The following is a 16,195-nucleotide window of genomic DNA, read 5'->3' as shown; positions in this document are numbered from 1 at the left end:
AATAAGAAAAGGAAGTCTTTTAACAAAACTTCCTTTCTTGTTATATTGAATTAAATTATTTCGTTTTATTTGTTTTTATGGTTTCTGCCTCAATAAAAATTCGATTTACCGCGGGAATTCTACTTTTTATTTGCTTTTCAATTCTGTCAACTGTTTGTTCTATTTCATCAGATATCAAATCGTCTTTAAAGTTTGCATTTAAATTAATTAATACTTCATTAGGTCCGAAATACAGACTGAGAGGTCTTTTATATGCCGTAACATTTTTCTCGGAAGCTAATATTTGCACAATTTTTTCAACATCTTCTTCTTGTAGCCCTTCGCCTATAAGAAGGCTTTTACATTCTAAAGCAAAAAATACGGAAACACTAATTAATAAAAGCCCGATAAGAACAGATCCTATTCCGTCAAAATACACGATACCGGTTATTTGTCCGAGAAATACACTTAACAAAGCAATGGTTAAGCCTACTAATGCAGCACTGTCCTCAATTACAATTGCAGCTGTTGAAGTATCTTTTGTATCAACTAAAGCTCTAAAAAATGACTTCCCTTTTCTGGTTTTATTAAATTGTTTTAATGCGACAAGCAAAGCTGAGCCCTCAAAAACAATTGCCAAGGACAGAACAACATAATTCCATATAACATCATTTAACTCTTTTGGATGCAGAATATGCACTATACCTTCATACAAAGCAAATCCGCCGCCAAGTGCAAAAATTAAAATTGCAACAATAAAACTCCAAAAATAAACCTCATTACCATAACCGAAAGGATGCTTTTCATCTGCCGGTCTTTTACTTTTTTTAATTCCCAAGAGCAAAAGAATACCGTTACCGGTATCAACCAAAGAGTGTATTCCCTCAGACATCATCGAAGATGAACCTGTAAAAGATGCAGCAATAAATTTACTTATCGCAATGGCTATATTTGCAATAAGAGCACCATATATTGCCTTGTTTGATGTTCCTTCCATATTTTTAATGTTTATTGAGTAAGCCATTTAACTACAAAAAATCCTTCCTATTTTAAAGAGGGATTTTTTGTAATTATTAATTTTAAATCTTAGATTACTTATGCATCAATATTCGCATAAGTTGCATTTTCTTCAATAAATGCTCTGCGTGGGGGAACATCGTCTCCCATCAGCATTGAGAAAATCCTGTCTGCTTCAGCACTGTTATCAATAGTTACTTGTTGTAAAGTTCTGGTTTCGGGATTCATTGTTGTTCCCCAAAGTTGTTCTGCATTCATTTCGCCCAAACCTTTATATCTCTGTATACTTACTCCTTTATCGCTTCCTTTTCCGAGTTCACCAATTGCAGCAATTCTATCATCTTCACTCCAACAATAAATGGATTGTTTTCCTTTTTTAACTTGATACAAAGGCGGTGTTGCAATATATAAATAACCCATTTCAACCAGTTCTTTCATATAACGGAAAAAGAAAGTCATAATTAAAGTTGTAATATGACTTCCGTCAATGTCGGCATCCGTCATAATTATAATCTTATGGTAACGCAATTTTTCAAGATTTAAGGCTTTGCTGTCTTCTTCCGTACCGATTGTTACACCGAGAGCCGTAAAAATATTTTTAATTTCTTCATTTTCAAAAACTTTGTGTTGCATTGCTTTTTCAACATTCAAAATTTTACCTCTTAGCGGAAGTATTGCTTGAAATTTTCTGTCACGCCCTTGTTTTGCAGTACCACCCGCAGAATCTCCTTCCACAAGATATACTTCTGTGTTCTCCGGGTTTCTGTCTGAACAATCAGATAGCTTTCCGGGCAAACCGGCACCGGTCATAATATTTTTGCGCTGAACAAGTTCACGTGCTTTTTTTGCTGCATGACGTGCTGTTGCTGCAAGAATAACTTTTTGAACAATACGTTTTGCATCTGTCGGATTTTCTTCCAGATAATTACCCAGCATTTCACTTATTGCTTGGTCAACAACTTTACTTATTTCAGAATTGCCAAGTTTCGTTTTTGTTTGTCCTTCAAATTGAGGCTCTTGAACTTTTACGGAAATAACGCCTGTTAATCCTTCTCTGAAATCATCTCCGCTGATTGTAAATTTTAATTTATTTAACATTCCGGAAGATTCAGAATAATTTTTTAAAGTTCGGGTTAAACCTCGTCTGAAACCGGTTAAATGTGTTCCGCCTTCATGTGTATTAATATTATTAACATAGGCATGAATGTTTTCCGTAAATGAAGTATTATATTGCAAAGCAATTTCAACAGGAACGTCATCTTTTACCGTTGAAATATGAATTGTCTTTTCAATTAAAGGTTCCCTTGTTTGGTCAAGATATTCAACGAACTCTTTTAATCCTTCTTCAGAATAGAATTTTTCGCTTTTAAAATTGCCTTCTTCGTCAGTTACCCTCTTATCCATTAAAACAATGTTAATTCCTTTATTCAAAAATGACAATTCTCTCATTCTTGTTGCCAAAATATCATATTTGTATTCCCCGACATTAAAAATCGTCATATCAGGAACAAATGTAATTTCTGTTCCGTGATTTTTGGTTTCTCCGATAACTTCAATATCTGATAAAGGTTTTCCTATTGAATATTCTTGTCGATATTTTTTACCTTCTCTGCAAACATTCGCAATTAATGTTGACGACAAGGCATTAACACATGAAAGCCCTACACCGTGAAGTCCGCCGGATACTTTATAAGAATCTTTATCAAATTTTCCTCCGGCATGTAAAACAGTCATTACAACTTCTAATGCAGACCGTCCTTCTTTCTCATGAAAATCAACCGGTATTCCCCTTCCGTCATCACTAACTGTTATTGAGTTATCTTCATTAATATAAACTTCAATATGTGTACAATGTCCTGCAAGGGCTTCATCAATAGAGTTGTCAACAACTTCATAAACCAAATGATGTAATCCTCTTTCTCCGATATCTCCGATATACATTGCCGGACGTTTCCTGACAGCTTCTAAACCTTCCAGCACCTGAATATTATCAGCTGAATATCCGTTATTATTATTTTCAATTTTTGTCATAATATTTTTCTTTCCTTATTCTTTCTTAAACAAGACTGCGAAAGTAACGATTTTCACTAAGATATAAAAATTTATAAATAAAAGTTTTCAACAGCTTACCTCACGCCTATACTTCTGATTTGTTGTATATTAACATTGCGTTTCCACAAAAAAAACGTTTCGCATTTGAAATATAAAAACTAATTACTATTTTTGCTTGTAAAATATAACGCTGCCATGAGTAAAAAGAAGAAATACTGTTACGAATATCCCAGACCGGCACTGACAGTTGACTGTATAATTTTGAATGAAGAAGAACAGGAGACAAAAATATTATTAATAAAAAGGAAACATGAACCTTTTAAAAATACTTGGGCATTCCCGGGCGGATTTGTTGATATTGACGAAACGACAGAAAATGCAGCAAAAAGAGAATTAAAAGAAGAAACCGGAATTATTGCTGACAACCTAATCCAAATTAATACATTTAGCGATGTTGACAGAGACCCGAGAGAAAGAACAGTTTCTGTTGTTTTTTATTCAAAGATAAGAAATAATAAAATAAAAACTACTGCAGGAGATGATGCTAAAGAAGTTTCATGGTTTTCCCTTAGCAATTTACCGGATTTGGCTTTTGATCATAAGATGATTTTGGATTTTACATTGAAAAGGGTACATTTTCAATAATTCCTACATAAATTTATATATGTAAGAAAAGCATGATAAAACCTATCATGCTTATTATTTATTAACCAAAATCAATTATTCTGCAACGAAAGTTAATGTAAAACTAAATTACTCTATTTTAGTTAAATCAACATATTTCTCAATTAAACTGTCCACAAGGCTTTCAGTTTCTGCACTTACTTGTATGTTTTCTGTAGTTTCGTCCATTTTGCTTTATTTTATAAGGTTTAGGAATTAAGGTTTGTTTATTAGGATATACGCAAAAATTAAAAAAAGGTTTCAAATTTATTTAAGTAAAAATTATTCAACCCTTAATGCAAAAATATAATTTTCTGACACTGTGTATCTTATGAAACAAGTGATTTATTCAAAAAACATTAAAATATTATTTACTCGGCATTATTTCATATTTCAATTTTTTAGGATAATTTTGTAATAAAAAATATATGACACATTTAAAAGAGGGTGACATTATTCCGGACTTCGAAAAATTTATTGAGAAAAAAAATATAAAAGGAAAGAAAGTAATTTTATACTTTTACCCGAAAGACAATACACCGGGATGTACAAATGAAGCAATAAACCTCAGAGACAATTATGATACATTAAAGAATAATAACTTTGAAGTTATTGGAATAAGCCCTGACAGCGAACAATCTCACGAAAAATTTTCAAATAAGTTAAAACTTCCGTTTAAATTAATTGCCGACACAGAAAAAATTATAATGACTAATTGTGGTGTCTGGGGAGAGAAAAAAATGTACGGAAGAACTTTTGACGGTGTTTTCAGAACAACATTTGTTACTGATGACAAGGGTATTATATTAAAAATATTTAAAAAGGTTAAAACAAAAGAACATTTTGAGCAAATAATGAAAGCTTTTAATGAATAAATTCAAATAAAATTATGGCAAAAAAAGAACAAGATACAAAATCTGCAAAGTTACAAGCTTTACAATCTACATTAAATAAAATTGACAAGGAATACGGCAAAGGAACAATAATGCGATTAGACTCTGACGCAGTAGTTGATATACCGTCAATTTCTACCGGTTCAATTGCTTTAGATAATGCACTCGGAATAGGCGGAGTTCCGAAAGGCAGGGTAACTGAAATTTACGGTCCTGAATCATCAGGAAAAACAACATTGGCTATACACATTATTGCTGAAACTCAAAAAAAAGACGGAATTGCAGCTTTCATAGATGCAGAACATGCCTTTGACAGTTCTTATGCAAAAAAACTCGGTGTTGACATAGATAATCTACTTGTTTCACAACCCGACAACGGAGAGCAGGCTCTTGAGATAACAGATCATTTAATAAGATCGGGAGCTGTTGATATTATTGTAATAGATTCTGTTGCTGCACTTACACCAAGAGCAGAAATAGAAGGCGATATGGGTGATTCAAGAATGGGCTTGCAAGCAAGATTAATGTCACAAGCATTAAGAAAACTGACATCTAATATCGGAAAAACAAAAACTTGCGTTATTTTTATAAACCAATTAAGGGAAAAAATAGGAGTAATGTTCGGGAATCCCGAAACTACAACAGGCGGTAATGCTTTAAAGTTTTATGCTTCTGTTCGTTTAGATATCAGACGTATAGGGCAAATAAAAGACGATGCTGATGTAATAGGAAATAAAACTCGTGTTAAAGTAGTAAAAAATAAGGTTGCACCGCCGTTTAAAAAAGCAGAATTCGATATTATGTACGGTGAAGGAATTTCTAAGATAGGAGAAATAATTGATTTGGGAGCGGAATTTGATGTTATTCAAAAAAGCGGTTCGTGGTACAGCTACGGAGATACAAAATTGGGACAAGGAAGAGAAGCTGTAAAAAAACTGCTGACAGATAACATTGAACTTGCAGACGAATTAGAACAAAAAATAAGAGCCTTTTTGAAAAGCGGGAAAAAATCAGAAGAATAAAATGACAGAGGAATTAATTTTCCTCTTTTTTATTCTGCCGCATGAACTCGGCACAAACGACAGCAGTTGCAATTGATGCATTTAAGGATTCGGTTTTATTTTCTTTATTTGAAAAATTAGGGATACTGATTTTTTTTGAAACATACTTTAAAAGTTCACCCGAAATACCCGAACCTTCATTTCCTACAACAATAATCCCTTCTTTTTTCAAATTTGTTTTATATAAATCTTCACCTTCCGGCAATGTTCCGTAAACATAAATATTACCCTCTATTCTGTCAAAAAAATAAACTTTATCAACATAATGAACTTTAACTCGTGCTATTGCTCCCATACTTGCTTGTACAACCTTCGGGTTATATATATCAACCGTATCTTCCGAGCAAATTATATTTGAAATGCCGAACCAATCAGCTGTTCTGATAATTGATCCCATATTGCCGGGGTTTTGAATACCGTCACAAAACAAAGTTAACTCATCTTTTAAATTATTATATTCTAAATTATATTCCGGAATTTGAAAATATGCTATTGCATCCGGAACTGTTTTTAAACTGCTAATTTTTTTAAACTCTGAGGATTCTGTCAAAATTAACTCTGCATACGAATTCAACTTAAAATCAAAATCATTTTTTTCGGCAACAATATATTTAACAACAAAACCCGAATCAACTAAATCTTTAATTATTTTTTTACCTTCGGCAACGAAAAGCTTATGTTTTTTACGATATTTTCTTAATTTTATCGAATTAAAGAATTTTATTTTACTTTTTGACAGCATATATAGTTTATAAAATGCAAACACGCAAAATAACACAAATAATTCAAATATTCATAATTTCAATTTTGTTGTTTTTTTCAAATAATACTTATTCTCAAACAAAAAATAAAAAAAGATTAACAAAAGTTAAAATTGAAATAGATAAAAATAAATATGACAAAAAAAATGCAGGCTTTGAGAAGTATGACATTGAACAATTAATAAAGCCGAAACCAAATAGCCGGTTTCTTTTTATGCCTCTAAAATACTGGATTTACAATTTACCTAATCAAGAAAAAGTTACAAAAAAAGAAAAAAAGAGAGAAGAAAGATGCTCCGAAAAAAATAAAAAGAAGATAGGGTTGACAAATACAAAAATAAGGCGTTTAGAAAAAAACATTGAAACCCCGGACAAAAAAACAAACAAATACAAAAGACAAATAAAAAAATTAAGAAAACTTCAAATAAAAAAAGACAAGCAAGAAGAAAAAAATTGCGAAAAACAATACTGGAGTAAGAAACTTGGAGAAGAGCCGGTATATATTTCAGAAAACGACTATTTCAGAAACAGACGAAAGGTAAGAGTATTTCTGAAAAACAAAGGATATTACCAAATAAAAATTGATACAATAAATACTTATAAAAGTAAAAACAGAATTAAAATAACATATAAAATCTTACAGGGCAAACCATATTTAATTTCTGACATAAAATACAAAATTGAAGATAATAACATATATAAAATTGTAACCGGCAATAGTAAAAACTCATTACTGAAAAAAGGAAACAGATTTGATATACAGACAATTGAATACGAAAGAAAAAGAATTTCCGACAATTTGAGAAATGAAGGATATTATAATTTTTCAAAAGATTTTATCTTTTTTTCTGTTGATACAATAGGTAAAAACAAAAAAGCAGATATAACTGTTAATATTTCAAAAATAAAAGATAAAGACGGCAACGAAATAATTTACAAAAAACACATTATAAAAAATGTTTTTATTTATCCTTACTTTAAACCGAATGAAGCCCTCAGAAATAAAAACAAATACTATCAAAACCACGATACAATAATATATTATTCAAAAACAAGTAAAAAATTCAACTTTATTTATAATAATATTCCGCGTATCAACCCTAAAGCAATTGCTCGCGGATTGTATGTCGCTCCGGGTGATTATTTCAATCTAAATAAAATAAAATCATCATATAAATATTTAGCATCACTTCCTGTAATTCAAACTGCAAATATCAACTTCTCAAAATCAAAAACATTTTCTGAAATTTCAGACTCCGTTCAATATATAGATTGTGAAATAAAACTTACACAAGATGAATCACAAGTATGGGAGTTAACAACAGAAACAACACACACTTCCGGAAATTGGGGTATAGCAGCCAATTTAAACTATATTCACAATAACTTTTTCAGAAACACAGAAACATTTAACCTGAAGCTGAACGGAGAATTGAAAAGAATTACAAAAAATCCCAATTACGAAATTCCTGAACCCATAGGTATATTTAACAGCAGAAAATTCGGTGCAGATTTAAGTATAAAATTCCCCCGTTTATTTATTCCGTTTCCTCTAAAAAAGTTTATACAACGAAGCAACCCTAAAACTATTGTAAATGCAAAATTCAGTTATACCGACAGACCCGACTATTCTTGGTCTGTTGCCGGAGGGGCAATGAACTACAGTTGGAATAAAACAAAGGCAATAAAACACTCAATCGGTCCGGCTGCCGACTTCTTAAAAGTTTTCAACCATTTTGAAGAAGTAGTATTACCTGAAAACTATGATGACCGTTTTGTTCTCGGACTTCCGTATAAGTTTACATTCAACAACCAATCAGACAAAAACCGTAAAAATAATTTTTATATTACAGCCTATGCAAAAGCAGCAGGAAATTTACTGTATAAATACATGGATTTGAGAAATAAAGAAAAGGTTGACGGAAGTTATATTTTATTAGGAAACGCATTTGCACAATTTATTAAAACAGATTTTGAAATCAGATATTACAAAGATTTAAACAGAGCAAAAGATAAATTTGTATTCAGGCTTTTTGCGGGTGCAGCTTTTCCTTACGGAAATCTTAATGTAATTCCTTTCAGCGAACAATATTATTCCGGAGGAGCAAACGGAATAAGAGCATGGGAAGAACGCTCCTTAGGTCCCGGTTCATACTTTGACCCCAATCAAGATTCAGTGCTGTATTACAGACAAAGATCCGACATTAAATTAGAAGGCAACATTGAATACAGAATGAAATTATTTTGGAAAATGGAAGGAGCATTTTTTGTTGATGCAGGTAATATTTGGGCAATTAACGAACAAGACAACAGAGAAGGTGCTTTATTTGATATAAATAAATTCTACAAAGAAATTGCTATAGGCTCCGGTTTCGGAATAAGAATGGATTTTGACTTTTTAATTCTAAGGCTGGATATCGGACTGAAAGTGAAAGACCCTTCACTCCCGGAAGGCAACAGATGGATTCCGGTTAACCAACTTATTACTGCAAATAATATGAAATTCAATATCGGAATAGGTTATCCGTTTTAGCTTGTTCTTATTTTTTCTTCAATTAAATTAGTTAAAAAAACAAACTCATTAACGCTTAGTTGTTCAGGTCTTTTATTGAAAATTAAATCCGAAGTATCAATATTTCCGGTAATTTGCTTTAGTGAATTTCTCAAAGTTTTTCTTCTTTGGTTAAACCCCATTTTTATTATTTGCTTAAATAACTTATCATTACAATCAATAACATAATTTTCTTTGCGTTTCAACCTTATAACTCCTGATTTAACCTTAGGAGGCGGATAAAAAACACTTTCATCAACAGTAAACAAATATTCAATATCATAATACGCTTGCATCAATACGCTTAATATTCCGTAAACTTTATTGCCGGGTTTTGAAGCAATACGTTCGGCAACTTCTTTCTGAAACATTCCTACAACTTCCGTTATCATTTCTTTAAATTCCAGAACACGAAACAAAATCTGACTTGAAATATTATACGGGAAATTACCGATTACGGCAATCTGACTGTCGAAGTATGATTTTAAATCAAACTTCAAAAAATCACCTTCAATAATTTTGTCTTGCAGGTCAATAAAATTGTTTTGCAGAAAAATAACAGACTCCTTATCTACTTCAATTGTGTAAAGCCGAAAATCTCTTTTTAATAAAATTTCTGTCAAAACACCTGTCCCCGCTCCTATTTCAAGCACATCAGCAACATCGTTCCCCTCCAAAGCATTTACAATATTGTAGGCAATTTTTTTATCTTTCAAAAAATGTTGGCCGAGATATTTTTTTGGTCTTACCATATATTTTACAATAATTTACGGCTTAATTAAGTTATGCAAGTATAAAAAATAAAATCTGTTTATATTTGTAATCCTCAAATTAAATTTAATATGATTAATGCAAAAGTTTTATGGGTTGATGATGAAATTGATTTGTTAAAAATCCAAATTTTATATCTTGAAGAAAAAGGACATGTTGTTTCAACCGCTAATAACGGAGATGATGCACTTGACCTGATTCAAGAAAACAATTATGACATTATCTTTTTAGATGAAAACATGCCCGGAATTTCCGGTTTAGATGCCTTGGTTGAAATAAAAAAGATTCGACCTTATACTCCGGTTGTTATGGTAACAAAAAACGAAGAAGAAGATGTAATGGATGACGCAGTAGGATCTAAAATTGATGACTATCTCATAAAACCTGTTAACCCTAAACAAATTATTCTTTCAATAAAAAAAAACATAGATAATAAACGCCTTATAACAGAAAAAACAACTTCAAAATACCAAACCGAATTCAACAAAATAAACCGAGAAATAAGTACAGCAAATAGTTTCTCAGACTGGAAAGAATTATATAAAAACCTCATTTATTGGGAGCTTGAATTAAATAAATCCGGAGACAATACAATGGATGAAGTCTTAATTCAGCAAAAAGAAGATGCAAACACAGAATTTGCAAAATTTATTAAAGAAAATTACATAAATTGGTTTTCTCCCGAAAATGAAAACAGACCTAAAATGCCTTTTGACTTTATCAGACAAAAAGTTATTCCCGCATTAGATAATAAAGAAAAAGTTTTCGTAATTCTTATTGATAATTTAAGGTTCGACCAATGGAAAGCAATGGAACCGATTATTAACAATCTTATGAATATTGAAAAAGAAGAAATTTGGATGTCAATGTTACCCACAGCAACTCAATATGCTCGCAATGCTTTTTTTGCAGGTTTAACACCGCTTGAAATTTCAAAAAGACATCCTGAATATTGGCTTAATGATGAAGAGGAAGGCGGAAAAAACAGTTTTGAAAAAGAATTATTAGAAAATTTGTTTCTCCGTTACAGAAGAAAAGTTAAGTTTTCATACAATAAAATTCTAAATAATAAAGCCGGAGAAAGATTAAACGAAAACCTTTCAAATCTACTTCAAAATCAACTTTCAGTAGTTGTATATAATTTTGTAGATTCACTCTCTCATGCAAGAACTGATACAAAAATGATAAGAGAACTTGCAAACAATGATGCATCATACAGAGATTTAACACTTACATGGTTTGAACACTCTCCGCTTTTAAATCTTATTAAATTACTTGCAAAAGAAAAAATAAAAATTTTTATCACAACCGACCACGGAACAATAAATGTTACAAACCCGATTAAAGTTGTGGGAGATAAAAATACAACAACTAATTTAAGATATAAACACGGCAGAAATTTAGCATATAAGAAAAAACAAGTTTTTGAAATTACCGATCCCGAAAAAGCAGGACTTCCGGTTTCAAACATAAGCTCTTCATATATTTTTGCTTATAATTTTGATTTCTTTGCATATCCTAACAATTATAACCACTATGTAAAATATTATAAAAACACATTTCAGCACGGCGGAATTTCACTTGAAGAAATGCTGTTACCTTATATAACATTAACACCTAAATAAATAATCAAAAAGAATTAAAATCTTAAATGAAAACATATACAGCAAAAAGCACAAATGACTTAAACCAAATTGCAAAAGAAATATTAGCAAATTATCCGCAAAAAAAAATCTTTGCATTATACGGAAAAATGGGAAGCGGAAAAACAACCTTCATTAAAGAAATTTGCAAAATACTCGGAGTTACCGAAGTTGTTACAAGCCCCACATTTGCCTTAATAAATGAATATTCGTGTAAAAACGGCATTAACATTTTTCATTTTGATTTTTACAGAATCAAAACACAGGAAGAAGCCTATGATTTCGGTTATGAAGAATATTTCTACGATAATAATTATTGCTTTATAGAATGGCCTGAACTTATTGAAAACCTGCTCCCGGAAACTTATGTTAAAATAACAATAACAGAAGAAGAAAACGGAAACAGAATCTTTAATTCAGAAAAAATAAATTTCTCATAATTTTTTAGTAACTTTGAGATTAGCTAAAATCATTAATAATTTACAATGACAAATTCTCAAAAAGCTACCGGAAAATATTTATTTGAAGAAAAATTACTTCCGCAAGCAGAAATGCTTGAGGAAAAAAAAAGCAAACGTCACTTATTTATCGGCATACCAAAAGAAACCGACAAGTATGAAAATCGAATAATTTTAACACCGCAGGCAGTTAAACAATTAACCGATGAAGGTCACCAAATTGCAATCGAATCCGGAGCAGGCATTAAAAGTCGTTGGAAAGATACAGACTACACATCTGCCGGAGCAGTTATAAAAAACCGAAGAGAAGTATTCAAATCTGAAATTATACTAAAAGTTTCACCTTTTGAGGAAGAAGATATAAAAATTCTTTCAGGAAACCAAATAACAATATCTGCTCTGCATTTTAACACACAGTCTGCAAATAAAATAAAACAATTTAAGTTAAAAAAAACTACCGCAGTTGCAATTGAATTAATGAAAGACATTGAAAATTATAACCCCTTCATACAAACAATGAATGAAATCGCCGGTATTATGGCAATAAATACCGCAAGTGAGTACCTGAGCAATCCCGAAACAGGAAAAGGAATATTGTTAGGCGGTATAACCGGAATACCTGCTGCAAAAGTAATTATTCTCGGTGCAGGAACGGCAGGAGAATATGCTGCAAGAACAGCAATCGGTCTCGGAGCACAAGTAAAAGTTTTTGATAACTCTATTTCAAGACTTCAAAATTTAAAAAACAAGATCGGAATTAATTTATTTACTTCCGTACTTCAAAAACAAGTTATCAACAAAGCACTGAAAACTGCAGATGTGGTCATCGGAGCATTAGATAATACAAAAGATGAAAAGAGCATCCTAATTTCTGAAAAAATGATCGCATCTATGAAAAAAGGAAGTGTTATTATTGATTTAAATACAGACAGTGCCTCTTGTTTTGCAACATCAAAAATAACACACCTCGGAAACCCCGCGTTTGAAAAACACGGAATTATCCATTATTGTGTTCCGAATATTGCATCTAAAACATCAAGAACAGCATCGGTAGCCCTTAGTAATACAATTTTCCCGATACTTCAAAAAATCAGTCATGAAAAAACAACACCGAATATTATCAGGAATATTCCGGAAATAAGAAACGGAACTTTTATTTATGAAGGTATTTTAACAAACGAACGACTTGCCAAAAAGTTTAATATGGATTATAAAGATATTGAGTTATTAACAGCTATTTTCTAACTAATCTCCATTCCTCGTTTTATCAATACATCTTCCAACAAATCAAAAGTCGATAATATTTCTGCTTTACCGTTAATAATTGCTACATCGTGTTCAAAATGGGCAGAAGGTTTTTTATCGGCAGTAATAATTGTCCAACCGTCAGCTAATTGTCTTACGGCTTTTTTTCCCATATTAATCATCGGTTCAATTGCCAAAACCATTCCGTTTTCAATTTTTTGCCCTCTCCCTCGTTTTCCGAAGTTGGGAACAGAAGGATCTTCATGCAAACTTTTCCCTAATCCGTGCCCGGTTAATTCTCTTACAACTGAATATCCTTCATTCTGAACATAAGACTGAATCGCATATCCGATATCACCTATTCTGTTACTGACAATTGCAGCATCAATTCCTTTGTATAAAGATTCTTTTGTAATTCTTAATAATTTTGAAACTTCTTCTGAAACTTCTCCGATTTTAAAAGAATAAGCATGATCACCGTGAAAACCGTTCTTATAAACACCGCAATCTACCGAAATAACATCACCGCTCTTCAAAACACAGTTTCCGGGAATGCCGTGTACAACCTCTTCATTTACCGACATACACAAAGTTGCAGGAAATCCTTGATACCCCTTAAAAGAAGGCTCTCCTCCATTATCTCGGATAAACTCTTCCGCCAATTTATCTAATTTCTCTGTTGCAACACCTTCTCCTATGTGCTCTGCAACCAATGCTAATGTGCGAGAAACAGATAATACACTTTCGCGCATTATCTCAATTTCTTCCGATGTCTTTATATAAATCATTATTTAAGTAAAAGTAAAAATACAAATATATTAATGAATTTGAATTACTAAATAATAAAAAGCGAGATATTTAATGTAAATATCTCGCTTTTTATTGTTTATACATTATTTATGCATGACCGGTAATAGTCATTTGTAAATAATATGCTCCTGCACCGGCTAAATATCCGATTAAAGCAAGTAAACTTATTTTTTTCAAATACCAAATAAAATCAATTTTCTCCATACCCATTGCCGCAACTCCTGCCGCAGAACCGATAATTAATACACTACCGCCTGTTCCTGCACAATACGCAAGAAATTCCCAGAATGTACCGTCAACAACAAAATGAGATGCATAACCGACAGCATCCGGTGGAGCTATTTCATACATACCCATTGCACCTGCAACTAACGGAACATTATCAACAATAGAAGATAAAAGACCAATTGCAATATTTATTAAATAGATATCGCCTAAATTTTTATCTAAAAATTCTGCTAATATTCCTAAATGTCCCGCAGATTGTAAACTTGCAACGGCAGACAAAATACCTAAAAAGAATAATATTGTAGGAACATCAACTTTAGATAATATTTTAATAACTTGTAACTTTTCAATCTTTGTTCCTTCAATTGAATTAGCATGGGTACCTGTTCCCAAATTATTATTGTCAGTACTTATATTATTCTTCTTTGCATTATGCCAACGATGTAAAATCTCTGTAATTGTCCATAAAACTCCAAGCCCTAACAACATTCCCATATACGGAGGCAAATGAGTTACGGTTTTAAAAACAGGTACAAATAACAATGCTGAAACACCCAATATTAAAATAAGAACTTGCTGTTTCTTGGAAACTAAATCTTTTTGGTTACTGCTGTCGGGTCTTGTTACATTACCTTTCATCATAAAAGATAAGATAATTAAAGGAATTACCATTGTTACTAAACTCGGAATAAAAACCATCACAATGATATTAGCTGCTGTAATCTGTCCGCCGATCCAAAGCATAATTGTAGTCACATCGCCTATCGGAGACCATGCACCCCCAGCATTTGCAGCCAGTATAACCATACTTGCATAAAACCATCTTGTTTTTTTATCGTCAATCAGCTTTCTTAGTAAAGCAACTAATACAATTGTAGTAGTTAAATTATCTAATGCAGCAGACATGAAAAAAGTTAAAAAACTTAATATCCAAAGTAATTTAACTTTGTTTGTAGTTTTTATTTTATCTGTAATTACTTTAAATCCTTGATGTTGATCAACAATTTCAACTATTGTCATAGCTCCTAATAAGAAAAATAAAATAGTTGATATTTCACTTAAATGATGAAGTATTTCATGATGTGCAATAAATTGGATTAACTGTTCATGAAAAGGAACAGGAGATCCATCATGGGACATACTATATATATTAGCAAATTCTAAATAAAAATGTGAGTGCAAAAAATTATCTAAATTACTTTTTGCAGCAGCTGCAATATTTGCAGGATCCAAAATAGTTTCGGCACCTAAAATATAAATTACCCATGTCAATACACCAATTAACAGAGCAGGAGCAGCTTTATCAATTCTTAAAGGATGTTCCAAAGCTATCATAGTATAGCCAAGAACAAAAACAACAACCATTAAAATAAACATAACTAACTGATTTTGAGTAAATTAATAAATATATAAATCATTTGCAAATGTATATATTGAATATGAGATAAAAAAAAAAAATCTATATAAAAAATATATTTTGAAACATAAAAAAAGCCTCAATCAAATAATGATTGAGGCTTAATAAAAAGGCAACGACCTACTTTCCCGCGTTAGCAGTAACATCGGCGCTGACGGTCTTAACTTCTCTGTTCGATATGGAAAGAGGTGGAACCCCGTCGCTATAGCCACCTTAGGCATTTAAATAAATTTATGACATACTAAAAGAAAACTGTCCTCATTGGTGATGAAAGTTTATGGGTAATTAGTACTGCTCGGCTCCGGCATCGCTACCGTTAGACCTGCAGCCTATCAACGTCATCGTCTTTAACGACCCTTAAAGGAAATCTCATCTTGAGGTGAGCTTCGCGCTTAGATGCTTTCAGCGCTTATCTCTTCCAAACATAGCTACTCTGCGATGCACTTAAGCAGCACAACAGATGCACCAGAGGTTTGTCCAACCCGGTCCTCTCGTACTAGGGTCAGGTCCTCTCAAGCTTCCAACGCCCACAACAGATAGGGACCGAACTGTCTCACGACGTTCTGAACCCAGCTCGCGTGCCACTTTAATGGGCGAACAGCCCAACCCTTGGGACCTTCCCCAGCCCCAGGATGTGACGAGCCGA

Annotated in this window: 13 protein-coding genes and 2 rRNA genes; 7 read left to right on the top strand and 8 right to left on the bottom strand. The window is 32.1% G+C overall.

Features of this window, described 5'->3' with window-relative positions:
• Positions 1–55: 55 nt before the first annotated feature.
• Positions 56–976 (bottom strand): cation diffusion facilitator family transporter, encoded by a 921-nt coding sequence (locus L3J35_07205; GenBank protein ID MCF6365976.1) that lies wholly within the window; start codon positions 974–976, stop codon positions 56–58.
• A gap of 98 nt (positions 977–1,074) precedes the next feature.
• Positions 1,075–3,027 (bottom strand): DNA topoisomerase (ATP-hydrolyzing) subunit B, encoded by a 1,953-nt coding sequence (gene gyrB, locus L3J35_07200; GenBank protein MCF6365975.1) that lies wholly within the window; start codon positions 3,025–3,027, stop codon positions 1,075–1,077.
• A gap of 216 nt (positions 3,028–3,243) precedes the next feature.
• Between gyrB and L3J35_07195 the strand changes: the two genes are divergently transcribed.
• The 3 genes from L3J35_07195 to recA all read left to right on the top strand — a co-directional run bounded on the left by L3J35_07195 (position 3,244) and on the right by recA (position 5,626).
• Complete coding sequence (locus tag L3J35_07195; protein MCF6365974.1) at positions 3,244–3,693, top strand: NUDIX hydrolase; 450 nt, start codon at positions 3,244–3,246, stop codon at positions 3,691–3,693.
• 446 nt (positions 3,694–4,139) lie between these two features.
• A complete protein-coding gene (gene bcp / locus L3J35_07190; GenBank protein ID MCF6365973.1) occupies positions 4,140–4,586 on the top strand; it encodes a thioredoxin-dependent thiol peroxidase in 447 nt (148 codons plus the stop codon).
• Positions 4,587–4,600: 14 nt separating this feature from the next.
• Complete coding sequence (gene recA / locus L3J35_07185) at positions 4,601–5,626, top strand: recombinase RecA (protein ID MCF6365972.1); 1,026 nt, start codon at positions 4,601–4,603, stop codon at positions 5,624–5,626.
• Positions 5,627–5,639: 13 nt separating this feature from the next.
• Here the strand turns inward: recA and L3J35_07180 are convergent, their stop codons facing one another.
• Positions 5,640–6,407, bottom strand: coding sequence for an RNA methyltransferase (locus L3J35_07180; GenBank protein MCF6365971.1), 768 nt, complete (start codon positions 6,405–6,407; stop codon positions 5,640–5,642).
• A gap of 14 nt (positions 6,408–6,421) precedes the next feature.
• Between L3J35_07180 and L3J35_07175 the strand changes: the two genes are divergently transcribed.
• Entirely contained in the window at positions 6,422–8,959 is a 2,538-nt protein-coding gene (locus L3J35_07175) for a BamA/TamA family outer membrane protein (GenBank protein ID MCF6365970.1), read from the top strand.
• Here the strand turns inward: L3J35_07175 and rsmA are convergent.
• Positions 8,956–9,729: a 16S rRNA (adenine(1518)-N(6)/adenine(1519)-N(6))-dimethyltransferase RsmA gene (gene rsmA / locus L3J35_07170; GenBank protein MCF6365969.1), complete on the bottom strand. Its 774-nt coding sequence runs from the start codon at positions 9,727–9,729 to the stop codon at positions 8,956–8,958. The genes L3J35_07175 and rsmA overlap by 4 nt on opposite strands.
• A 90-nt stretch (positions 9,730–9,819) precedes the next feature.
• Between rsmA and L3J35_07165 the strand changes: the two genes are divergently transcribed.
• The 3 genes from L3J35_07165 to L3J35_07155 are packed head-to-tail and all read left to right on the top strand — an operon-like array spanning position 9,820 to position 13,094.
• The gene (locus L3J35_07165; protein ID MCF6365968.1) at positions 9,820–11,373 is read left to right on the top strand and encodes a PglZ domain-containing protein; all 1,554 of its coding nucleotides are present in this window, start codon (positions 9,820–9,822) and stop codon (positions 11,371–11,373) included.
• A gap of 26 nt (positions 11,374–11,399) precedes the next feature.
• A complete protein-coding gene (tsaE, locus tag L3J35_07160; protein MCF6365967.1) occupies positions 11,400–11,831 on the top strand; it encodes a tRNA (adenosine(37)-N6)-threonylcarbamoyltransferase complex ATPase subunit type 1 TsaE in 432 nt (143 codons plus the stop codon).
• Positions 11,832–11,876: 45 nt separating this feature from the next.
• Complete coding sequence (locus L3J35_07155; GenBank protein ID MCF6365966.1) at positions 11,877–13,094, top strand: alanine dehydrogenase; 1,218 nt, start codon at positions 11,877–11,879, stop codon at positions 13,092–13,094.
• Here L3J35_07155 and map read toward each other — a convergent pair.
• From map to L3J35_07135, 4 genes are all read right to left on the bottom strand, one after another.
• On the bottom strand, positions 13,091–13,882 hold the full coding sequence (map, locus tag L3J35_07150; protein ID MCF6365965.1) for a type I methionyl aminopeptidase: 792 nt from the start codon (positions 13,880–13,882) through the stop codon (positions 13,091–13,093). The two genes, L3J35_07155 and map, sit on opposite strands and share 4 nt — an antisense overlap.
• 109 nt (positions 13,883–13,991) lie before the next feature.
• A complete protein-coding gene (gene nhaD / locus L3J35_07145; GenBank protein ID MCF6365964.1) occupies positions 13,992–15,509 on the bottom strand; it encodes a sodium:proton antiporter NhaD in 1,518 nt (505 codons plus the stop codon).
• Positions 15,510–15,656: 147 nt separating this feature from the next.
• Positions 15,657–15,765 (bottom strand): 5S ribosomal RNA (rrf, locus tag L3J35_07140).
• A 48-nt stretch (positions 15,766–15,813) separates the two neighbouring features.
• Positions 15,814–16,195, bottom strand: a 23S ribosomal RNA gene (locus L3J35_07135); the annotation flags it as partial.

It is taken from the genome of Bacteroidales bacterium, assembly GCA_021648725.1.
In the GTDB taxonomy this organism is placed as follows: Bacteria; Bacteroidota; Bacteroidia; order Bacteroidales; family JAADGE01; genus JAADGE01.
This window is presented reverse-complemented; position numbering and strand designations above follow the sequence as displayed.

What these genes read in the sequence shown, in the direction of transcription:
- recA (MCF6365972.1), top strand. Translation starts at nt 4,601, where the DNA reads ATGGCAAAAAAAGAACAAGATACAAAATCTGCAAAGTTACAAGCTTTA.
- gyrB (MCF6365975.1), bottom strand. Translation starts at nt 3,027, where the DNA reads ATGACAAAAATTGAAAATAATAATAACGGATATTCAGCTGATAATATT.
- L3J35_07180 (MCF6365971.1), bottom strand. Translation starts at nt 6,407, where the DNA reads ATGCTGTCAAAAAGTAAAATAAAATTCTTTAATTCGATAAAATTAAGA.
- map (MCF6365965.1), bottom strand. Translation starts at nt 13,882, where the DNA reads ATGATTTATATAAAGACATCGGAAGAAATTGAGATAATGCGCGAAAGT.
- bcp (MCF6365973.1), top strand. Translation starts at nt 4,140, where the DNA reads ATGACACATTTAAAAGAGGGTGACATTATTCCGGACTTCGAAAAATTT.
- L3J35_07155 (MCF6365966.1), top strand. Translation starts at nt 11,877, where the DNA reads ATGACAAATTCTCAAAAAGCTACCGGAAAATATTTATTTGAAGAAAAA.
- rsmA (MCF6365969.1), bottom strand. Translation starts at nt 9,729, where the DNA reads ATGGTAAGACCAAAAAAATATCTCGGCCAACATTTTTTGAAAGATAAA.
- tsaE (MCF6365967.1), top strand. Translation starts at nt 11,400, where the DNA reads ATGAAAACATATACAGCAAAAAGCACAAATGACTTAAACCAAATTGCA.
- L3J35_07165 (MCF6365968.1), top strand. Translation starts at nt 9,820, where the DNA reads ATGATTAATGCAAAAGTTTTATGGGTTGATGATGAAATTGATTTGTTA.
- L3J35_07195 (MCF6365974.1), top strand. Translation starts at nt 3,244, where the DNA reads ATGAGTAAAAAGAAGAAATACTGTTACGAATATCCCAGACCGGCACTG.
- L3J35_07205 (MCF6365976.1), bottom strand. Translation starts at nt 976, where the DNA reads ATGGAAGGAACATCAAACAAGGCAATATATGGTGCTCTTATTGCAAAT.
- L3J35_07175 (MCF6365970.1), top strand. Translation starts at nt 6,422, where the DNA reads ATGCAAACACGCAAAATAACACAAATAATTCAAATATTCATAATTTCA.
- nhaD (MCF6365964.1), bottom strand. Translation starts at nt 15,509, where the DNA reads ATGTTTATTTTAATGGTTGTTGTTTTTGTTCTTGGCTATACTATGATA.